We start from the raw sequence: 8,996 nt of genomic DNA, 5'->3' as shown, positions 1-8,996 counted from the left end.
GGTCACATTCCGAACCCGGAAGCTAAGCCTCTCAGCGCCGATGGTACTGCAAGGGGGACCTTGTGGGAGAGTAGGACGCCGCCGGACTTAACGTAAGAAGATGTGGCCATCGGCCCTCCATCGTGAATTCGCAGGGGAGACCCTCGTTCACGGTGGTGGCCGGTGGCCATTTCTGTTTTGCCGCTCGTCGCTCGACGTCGGCTCCGGTTCGTGATGGACTGGAGCTCGAACGTCGGTCCGACCGACGCGGCACCCAACACAACGACACAGCGGACGAACGCCCGGCCTTCGGCTCGGGCACGCGATGAGGAGCAACGGTGGCGAACGACGACGAGCGGCGGAACGACGGCGACCGGGGAGACCGACCCCGACGGGACGACCGAGCCCCTCGACGCGACGGAGGTCCGCGTGGAGACGCTGCGAGCGGAGGCCGTTGGTCGTCCGGTCCGCGTGACTTCGAACGCCGTGAGGGTGACCGTCGGGGCGGTCCTGAACGCTCCGACCGTCCGTTCCGCGACGGCGCTGCACGTCGCGACAGTGCGCCGCGGAGCGGTGGCGACCGTCCGTTCCGCTCCGGAGACCGTGATGATCGTCCGTCGTGGCGGAGCGATCGCGGCGACTCCGGCCGTCCGCCGCGCGGCGACGGCCCCCGCGGTGCTGAGCGTCCGCGCCGCGACGGGGGCCGTCCGTTCCGGTCGGACCGCCCCGCGCGTGATGGTGACCGTCCCGCCTACCGTGGTGGTTCGGATCGTCCGCGTCGTGATGGTGACCGCCCGTACCAGGGTGGTTCGGATCGTCCGCGTCGTGATGGTGACCGCCCCGCGTACCGCGGTGGGTCGGACCGACCCGACCGTCCCGCCCGCCCCGCCCGCGACAGCGATCGTCCTGCTCACCGTGGTGGGTCGGATCGTCCGCGTCGTGATGGCGACCGCCCGTACCAGGGCGGTTCGGATCGTCCCCGTCGTGATGGTGACCGTCCCGCGTACCGCGGAGGTTCCGACCGTCCTGCTCGCGATGGAGACCGCCCGTACCGCGGCGGCTCTGACCGCCCGGCTCGTGATGGCGACCGTCCGGCGTACCGTGGCGGTTCATCGGACCGTCCGCGTCGTGACGGCGACCGTCCCGCGTACCGCGGCGGCTCTGACCGTCCCGCATACCGCGGTGGCTCCGACCGTCCGGCCCGCGACGGCGACCGTCCGGCCCGCGACGGCGACCGTCCGGCCCGCGACGGCGACCGTCCGCGTCGTGACGGCGACCGTCCGTCCTTCCGGGGTGCTTCGGACCGTCCGGCCCGTGGTGGCGACCGCCCGCGTCAGGACGGTGGCGACGACCGACGCCGCTTCGGCGACGGGACGCGTCACGCCGGCGCACGGTTCGGCGAGGCAGCCCGCGACGACTGGGAAGACCGCGACCCGTACGGCACGAAGTCGATCCGTCCGCGCCACGACGACCCGGACATCCCCGACGAGATCGACGCGCGCGACCTCGACCCCGCGGCGCGCATGGAGCTGAAGACGCTCAGCAAGGACAACGCCGACTGGGTCGCCCGGCACCTCGTGGCCGCGGCGTTGTTCGTCGACGAGGACCCCGCTCTGGCGAACGAGCACGCCCTGAGCGCCACCCGCCGTGCCGGTCGCGTCGGTGTCGTCCGCGAGACCGCTGCGATCACGGCGTACCGCCTGGGGGACTTCGCGACCGCGCTGCGCGAGCTCCGTACCTACCGGCGCATCTCCGGCCGCAACGACCAGCTCCCGATGATGGTGGACTGCGAACGAGGCCTCGGCCGCCCGGAGCGCGCGCTCGAGCTCGGGCGCTCGGTCGAACGTGCAGCGCTCGACACCGCGGTGCAGGTCGAACTCGCGATCGCGATGTCCGGCGCACGCATCGACCTCGGGAACCCCACAGCTGCCCTGGGCGAGCTGGAGATTCCACAGCTGGACCCGTCCACGGCCTACACGTGGTCACCGGCGCTCTACAGTGCTTACGCGGCCACGCTCGAAGAGCTCGGCCGCCAGGACGAGGCCGACGAGTGGTGGGCCCGTGTCGACCGTGCGGCAACGGCTCTCGCCGAAGCCGCCGACGAGAACGCTTGGGAGACAGTTGATGTGGTCGAGGAAACGCTCGAAGTCGAAGAACACGGAGACGCCGGCGAGCTCGACGACACCGACCAGCTCGACGACGACGCCGACCTCGACGACGAGCCAGCCCTCGCCGAGCCCGACGTCGTCGGCGAACCCGGCGACGCCGACGAGCCCGGCGAACTCGACGACGACAACCCCCGCGACGTCGACGGCTCCGCAGCCGACTGACGTCCCGACCGCGCCGACGGACGGCGTCGACGTGGTGCTCACGGACCTCGACGGCGTCGTCTACCGGGGGCGGAACGCGATCCCGCACGCGGTGGAGGCGCTCACACGGGCCTCGCTGACCGCACGGGTCGGGTACATCACCAACAACGCGTCCCGACGACCGATCGACGTCGCCGAGCACCTCGAGCGCTACGGGCTCGAGGTGTCCGAGGACGACGTCGTCACGTCGTCGCAGGCGGGCGTGCAGCTCCTGTCGACGCTGGTGCCCGCCGGCGCGACGGTGCTCGTCACCGGTGGGCTGGGACTGTCGAGCATCGTCGAGGCCGCCGGCTTCACGGTGACGACCAGCGCCGAGGACTCCCCGGCCGCGGTCATCCAGGGCTTCTCCCCGGACCTCGGGTGGAAGGAACTGGCCGAGGCGTCGTTCGCGTTGGCCGACCCGGCGATCCCGTGGGTCGCCACGAACATGGACTGGTCGATCCCGGTCGAGCGCGGCATCGCCCCCGGCAACGGCACGCTCGTGTCTGCGGTCCACCAGGCCGTGGGGCGGATGCCCGTGGTCGCAGGCAAGCCGGAGCGCCCGATCTTCGACGCCGCGGTCGAGCGGTTCGGCGGCGGGAAGACACTGTTCATCGGCGACCGTCTCGACACCGACATCAAGGGGGCGAACGACGTCGGGATCCCGAGCGTCCTCGTGCTCACCGGCATCGACCAGGCGAAGCAGGTGCTCGCGGCCGATCAGCGATCGCGTCCGGTGTTCGTGCTCGAGGACCTCCGTGGCCTGTCCGAGCCCTACCCGGTGACCGTCCGGCGGCAGGACGACGACGGCACGCGGTACGTCACCGTCGGCAGCGCCACCGTGGCGATGCGGGGGCACGTGGTGCGGGTGCTCGACGCCGGCAGCGACATCGATCGGCTCCGCGCCGGCGCAGCGCTGATCTGGGAGTCCGGTCTGGCCATCTACGGCCTCGACGTGGACCCGCAGCTGTACGGCGGCGAGTAGCGTGTCGGACGTGCCGAACCCCGAGCAGCCGTCCGCCGACCTGGAACCGCAGGACGAGTTCGCCGCGCGCACCTCGGCGGCCGAGACCCTGCCGCTCGTCGAACGTGCAGACGCGTTCTCGGCACTCCACGACGAGCTGCGCACGCGGCTCGAGAGCGGCGGCACCGCGAGTGCCTGAACCGGACGGAGCCGTGCCCGACGCGACCCCGGTCCGCCTCGACGCCCTGCTCGCGACACGTGGCCTCGCGCGTTCGCGCACCGCTGCCACCAAGCTCATCCAGGACGGCCGGGTGACGGTCGACGGTCGTCCTGTCGTGAAGCCCTCCACCCCGACCTCGCCGGCTGCCGGCATCGTGGTCGACGCGGCCGACGAGTGGGTCTCCCGCGCTGCCCAGAAGCTGGTCGGAGCGCTCGATGCGTTCGGCGTCGACCCGTCCGGCCGTGTGGTGCTCGACGTCGGTGCGAGCACGGGTGGCTTCACGCAGGTGCTCCTGGCCCGTGGTGCTCGCCGGGTCATCGCGCTCGACGTCGGGCACGGGCAACTGCACCCGACGATCGCCGTCGACGAGCGTGTCGCCGTGGTCGAGGGCACCAACGCCCGCAGCCTGACCCGGTCGGACTACCTCGCGCTCGACGGCGCCGCAGCCGAGACGACCCTGGTGGTCGGCGACCTGTCCTTCATCTCGCTCCGGCTCGTGCTGCCCGCCCTGGCCGACGCCGTCCCCGCCGACGACTTCGTCCTGTTGGTGAAGCCGCAGTTCGAGGTCGGTCGCGGCGGGGTGCGCGAGGGCATCGTGCACGATCCGGCACTCCGAGACGACGCCCTGATGAACGTCCTGTGGGCCGCATGGGACCTGGGCTTCGGGACCACCGGGCTCGCGGCGTCGCCCATCATCGGGACGCACGGGAACCACGAGTACCTCGCGCGCTTCCAGCGTGGTGTCGGTGGCAATCCGACAGAATGGAGAGTCCGGGCAACCGAACTCACAGAGGGGACCGCATGAGCGACGACCGGCACATCCTGCTCGTCTCCCACACGGGTCGCCGTGACTCGATCGACGCTGCGGTCGAGGTCTGCGACCTCCTGCACGCCGCCGGTCTGATCCCGGTGATGCCGTTCGACGAGTACGCCGACATCCGGCGGGCCGAAGCTTCGGTGGGGCAGGTCGACATCCTGGGCGTCGACGTCCAGGCGGACCAGCTCGAGATCGTCATCGTGCTCGGCGGCGACGGCACGATCCTGCGTGCGGCCGAACTCGTGCGCGAGACGCGGGCGCCGATCGTCGGCGTGAACCTCGGGCACGTGGGCTTCCTGGCGGAGAGCGAGCGGGACGCCCTCGCCGAGACCGTCGAGCGTGCGCTGTCGGGTGAGTACCACGTCGAGGAGCGCGTCACCCTGCAGGTCGACGTGGTCGTCGGCAACCAGATCGTCTACTCGAGTTGGGCGCTCAACGAGGCCACCATCGAGAAGGCCTCGCGCGAGCGCATGCTCGAAGTGGTGACCGAGGTCGACGGTCGACCGCTGTCCTCGTTCGGGTGCGACGGCGTCGTCGTGTCGACCCCCACCGGGTCCACGGCGTACTCGTTCTCCGGCGGCGGTCCCATCGTCTGGCCCGACGTCGACGCCCTGCTGATGGTGCCGCTCAGCGCGCACGCCCTGTTCGCCCGCCCGATCGTGGTGGGCCCGGACTGCACGCTCGCGATCGAGGTCCTGCGGCGCACGAGCGGTGTCGGGGTGCTGTGGTGCGACGGCCGCCGGACGCACGACCTGCCGCCGGGGGCTCGCGTCGAGGTCCGACGGTCGCCGGACCCCGTGCGGGTCGCGCGCCTCAAGGACGCTCCGTTCACCGACCGGTTGGTCGCGAAGTTCCGGCTCCCGGTCACCGGGTGGCGCGGGCCGCAGACCGACGAGGACGAGGACCACCTGTGACCGGCCGAGGCGAGGAGCACCACCGATGATCGAGGAGATCGCGATCCGTGACCTCGGGGTCATCGGCGAGACCACGCTCGAACTCGGTCCGGGGTTCACCGTCGTCACGGGCGAGACCGGTGCCGGCAAGACCATGATCGTCACGGCCCTCGGGCTGTTGCTCGGTGCTCGGGCGGACGCCGGTTCAGTCCGCCGTGGTGCCTCGAGCGCCGTGGTCGAGGGCCGGTGGAACGTCCCCGAGCACGCTGCCGTCGCCGAACGCGTCGAGGACGCCGGCGGCGCGGTGGAGGACGGCGAACTGATCCTCACGCGCACGGTCTCGGCCGAGGGGCGCAGCCGTGCGACCGTCGGGGGCCGCAGCGCTCCCGTCGCCGTGCTCGGTGAACTCGCGGACCAGCTCGTGACGGTGCACGGCCAGTCCGACCAGATCCGACTGACCTCGTCGACCGCGCAGCGTGCGGCGCTCGACGGCTTCGGCGGGGCGGCCCTCGAGAAGGCCCTGAACCGGTACGTCGCCGCGTACGACACGTGGCAGCAGCACACGGGCGAACTCGAGACACTGACGCGCGACCGCGACGAGCGGGTGGCCGAAGCCGACCGGATCCGCGCTGCCTCGGACGAGATCGAAGCGGCCGACCCGCAGCCCGGCGAGGACGTCGAGCTCGCCGAGCGCGCCGACCGGCTCGGCAACCTCGAGGAACTCCGGCTGTCCGCTGCCCTGGCGCACGAGGCCCTGTCCAGCGAGTCCCTCGACGGCGTCTCCGACGTCGTCGGCCTGGTCGAGTCCGCCCGACGCGCCGTCGAGCGGGTCGCCGACTCCGACGCCGCCCTGCAGCCCGTGCTCGAACAGCTCACGGAGCTCGGCATCCAGGCGGCCGAGGCCTCGGCGAGCATCTCCAGCTACCTCGGCTCGCTCGAGCCCGAGGCCGGTCACGACCTCGAGCTCATCAACGAACGGCGCGCCCTGCTCGCCGGCCTCACCCGCAAGTACGGCGAGACCGTCGACGACGTCATCGACTACGGGCAGCGGGCGAGCGACCGCCTGCTCGAGCTGGACGGCGACGACGACCGCATCGCCGCCCTCCAGCAGTCCGTCGAACAGGACGAACAGGCACTCGGGGTGGCCGCGGCCGCGTTGACCGCTGCCCGCACGAAGGCGGCAGCGGACCTCGCGAAGCGCGTCACGACCGAGCTGAAGACGCTCGCGATGGCCGGCGCCACCCTGGTGGTCGAGGTCACCGACGCGGGGGAGTACCGCCGACACGGACGCGACCAGGTGTCGATCCTGCTGCAGCCGCACTCCGGCACCGACCCCCGACCGATCGGCAAGGGGGCATCGGGCGGCGAGCTGTCGCGCGTGATGCTCGCGATCGAGGTCGTGATGGCCGGCAGCACGACCGTGCCGACGTTCGTCTTCGACGAGGTCGACGCGGGCGTGGGCGGTGCCGCGGCGATCGAGATCGGCCGTCGGCTGGCGAAGCTGGCCGAGCGCACGCAGGTCATCGTCGTCACCCACCTGGCGCAGGTCGCGGCCTTCGCGAACAACCACCTCAACGTGGTGAAGGACGCGAGTGGCGCCGTGACCTCGTCGAGCGTGCGACGGCTCGAGGGCGAGGACCGCCTGCAGGAGATGGCGCGGTTGCTCTCGGGGCTCGGCGACAGCGCGAGCGGCGTGGAGCACGCCCGCGAACTGCTCGACGTGGCCGGCCAGACGGCCTGACCTGCCACGCGGCCGCAAGCAAGCACGCAAGCAAGCACGGCAAGCACGCAGTCAAGCACGCAGGCAAGCACGCAGGGACGCAGGCAAGCACGCGCGCCCACGCGCGCACGGCCCGAACACCCGGCCACCCACCCCGCGCAACGCCCACGGCGAACCGAGGTCGCGCCTCCCGGCAGTTCTGACGTACGATGGAATCCCGTGGCGGACACTCTCAGCAGCGGTACCCAGGCAAACACCCCGACCCCGAAGGTGACGAAGCAGATCTTCGTGACCGGCGGGGTCGTCTCGTCTCTCGGCAAGGGCCTGACGGCAGCCAGCCTCGGCAATCTCCTGACGGCTCGCGGCCTCAAGGTCGTCATGCAGAAGCTCGACCCGTACCTCAACGTGGACCCGGGCACCATGAACCCGTTCCAGCACGGCGAGGTCTTCGTGACCGACGACGGTGCGGAGACGGACCTCGACATCGGACACTACGAGCGCTTCCTCGACATCAACCTGGCGCAGTCGGCGAACGTCACGACCGGCCAGGTGTACTCGACGGTGATCGCCAAGGAGCGTCGCGGCGAGTACCTCGGTGACACCGTGCAGGTCATCCCGCACATCACCGACGAGATCAAGCGTCGGATGCGCGAGCAGGCGGAGAACGACCCGCAGCCCGACGTCATCATCACCGAGGTCGGCGGCACCGTCGGCGACATCGAGTCGCAGCCGTTCATCGAGTCGGCGCGCCAGGTGCGCCACGAGCTCGGCCGCAACAACGTGTTCTTCGTGCACGTGTCGCTCGTGCCGTTCATGAACGCCTCGGGTGAGCAGAAGACGAAGCCGACGCAGCACTCGGTCGCCGCGCTCCGCTCGATCGGCATCCAGCCCGACGCCCTCGTGCTGCGGTCGGACCGCCCGGTGTCGGACTCGAACAAGAAGAAGATCGCGCTGATGTGCGACGTCGACGAGGACGCCGTGGTGAACGCCGTGGACGTCCCGTCGATCTACGACCTGCCGACGCTGCTGAACAACCAGGGCCTCGACCAGGTCATCGTCGACGCGCTCAAGCTCGAGGCCGGCCCGGTCGACTGGACCGCGTGGACCCCGGTGCTCCGTGCCGTGCACGAGCCGAAGAAGGACGTCACGATCGCCCTCGTCGGCAAGTACATCGACCTGCCGGACGCCTACCTGTCGGTCACCGAGGCGCTCCGTGCCGGCGGCTTCGCGCACGACGCGAAGGTGACGCTGAAGTGGGTCGTCTCCGACGACTGCACCACGCCCGAGGGCGCTGCGAAGCAGCTCGGCGACGTCGACGGCATCTGCATCCCCGGCGGGTTCGGCGTGCGCGGCATCGAGGGCAAGCTCGGTGCGCTGCGCTTCGCCCGTGAGCAGGGCATCCCGACGCTCGGCCTGTGCCTCGGCCTGCAGTGCATGGTCATCGAGTACGCCCGCCACGAGGCCGGCCTGACCGACGCGTCGAGCACCGAGTTCGACCCGGAGACCTCGACGCCGGTCATCGCGACCATGGCGGAGCAGGTGGACATCATCGCCGGCGGCGACCTGGGCGGCACCATGCGCCTCGGCCTGTACCCGGCGACGTTCAGCTCCGGCTCGTTGGCCGAGTCGCTCTACGGTGCGCCCGAGGCGTCCGAGCGCCACCGTCACCGCTACGAGGTCAACAACACGTACCGGCAGCAGATCGCGGACGCCGGCCTGGTGTTCTCGGGCACGTCGCCCGACGGCAGCCTGGTCGAGTACGTCGAGCTGCCGCGTGACGTGCACCCGTTCTACATCGCGACGCAGGCGCACCCGGAGCTGCGCTCGCGTCCGACGAACGCGCACCCGCTGTTCGCGGGGCTCGTCGCGGCCGCGATCGAGCGCCACGAGGCGTCCAGCCTGTTCGACCCGCAGAACGAGGAGCAGGTCGCGTAACGCGCGTTGTCGATGACGGGAGGCGCGGTGCCAGTGGACTGGTCCCCGGTTCTTGGACTGATTAGTCGGTTCGAGATCCGGGGATGGTTCGTGTGGGTGGTACCGCGTCGTCGTTGACGA

7 protein-coding genes and 1 rRNA gene are annotated in these 8,996 nt (G+C 71.1%); all 8 read left to right on the top strand.

The genetic code is table 11. The features are described 5' to 3' along the window. A 5S ribosomal RNA gene (gene rrf / locus EDF23_RS19015) occupies positions 1-87 on the top strand; the annotation flags it as partial. Between the two features lie 1,415 nt (positions 88-1,502). Continuing rightward, positions 1,503-2,309 (top strand): hypothetical protein, encoded by an 807-nt coding sequence (locus tag EDF23_RS19010; RefSeq protein WP_131922792.1) that lies wholly within the window; start codon positions 1,503-1,505, stop codon positions 2,307-2,309. 31 nt (positions 2,310-2,340) lie between these two features. Continuing rightward, a complete protein-coding gene (locus EDF23_RS19005; RefSeq protein WP_131922791.1) occupies positions 2,341-3,312 on the top strand; it encodes an HAD-IIA family hydrolase in 972 nt (323 codons plus the stop codon). Positions 3,313-3,322: 10 nt separating this feature from the next. Further along, a complete protein-coding gene (locus EDF23_RS19445; protein WP_159572718.1) occupies positions 3,323-3,490 on the top strand; it encodes a hypothetical protein in 168 nt (55 codons plus the stop codon). Positions 3,491-3,503: 13 nt separating this feature from the next. After that, positions 3,504-4,316 (top strand): TlyA family RNA methyltransferase, encoded by an 813-nt coding sequence (locus tag EDF23_RS19000; protein ID WP_243648996.1) that lies wholly within the window; start codon positions 3,504-3,506, stop codon positions 4,314-4,316. After that, the gene (locus tag EDF23_RS18995) at positions 4,313-5,242 is read left to right on the top strand and encodes an NAD kinase (RefSeq protein WP_111086586.1); all 930 of its coding nucleotides are present in this window, start codon (positions 4,313-4,315) and stop codon (positions 5,240-5,242) included. The genes EDF23_RS19000 and EDF23_RS18995 overlap by 4 nt, the downstream gene beginning before the upstream one ends. Before the next feature lie 25 nt (positions 5,243-5,267). Beyond that, positions 5,268-6,962 (top strand): DNA repair protein RecN, encoded by a 1,695-nt coding sequence (recN, locus tag EDF23_RS18990; RefSeq protein WP_131922789.1) that lies wholly within the window; start codon positions 5,268-5,270, stop codon positions 6,960-6,962. Positions 6,963-7,160: 198 nt separating this feature from the next. Continuing rightward, the gene (locus tag EDF23_RS18985; RefSeq protein WP_173170571.1) at positions 7,161-8,876 is read left to right on the top strand and encodes a CTP synthase; all 1,716 of its coding nucleotides are present in this window, start codon (positions 7,161-7,163) and stop codon (positions 8,874-8,876) included. Positions 8,877-8,996 lie beyond the last annotated feature (120 nt).

Origin of the sequence: Curtobacterium sp. PhB128, from assembly GCF_004340725.1 — a bacterium.
GTDB lineage: Bacteria > Actinomycetota > Actinomycetes > Actinomycetales > Microbacteriaceae > Curtobacterium.
Note: the sequence above shows the minus strand (reverse complement) of the source record. Positions and strands in the feature narration are given on the sequence as shown.

What these genes read in the sequence shown, in the direction of transcription:
- EDF23_RS19010 (WP_131922792.1), top strand. Translation starts at nt 1,503, where the DNA reads ATGGAGCTGAAGACGCTCAGCAAGGACAACGCCGACTGGGTCGCCCGG.
- EDF23_RS18995 (WP_111086586.1), top strand. Translation starts at nt 4,313, where the DNA reads ATGAGCGACGACCGGCACATCCTGCTCGTCTCCCACACGGGTCGCCGT.
- recN (WP_131922789.1), top strand. Translation starts at nt 5,268, where the DNA reads ATGATCGAGGAGATCGCGATCCGTGACCTCGGGGTCATCGGCGAGACC.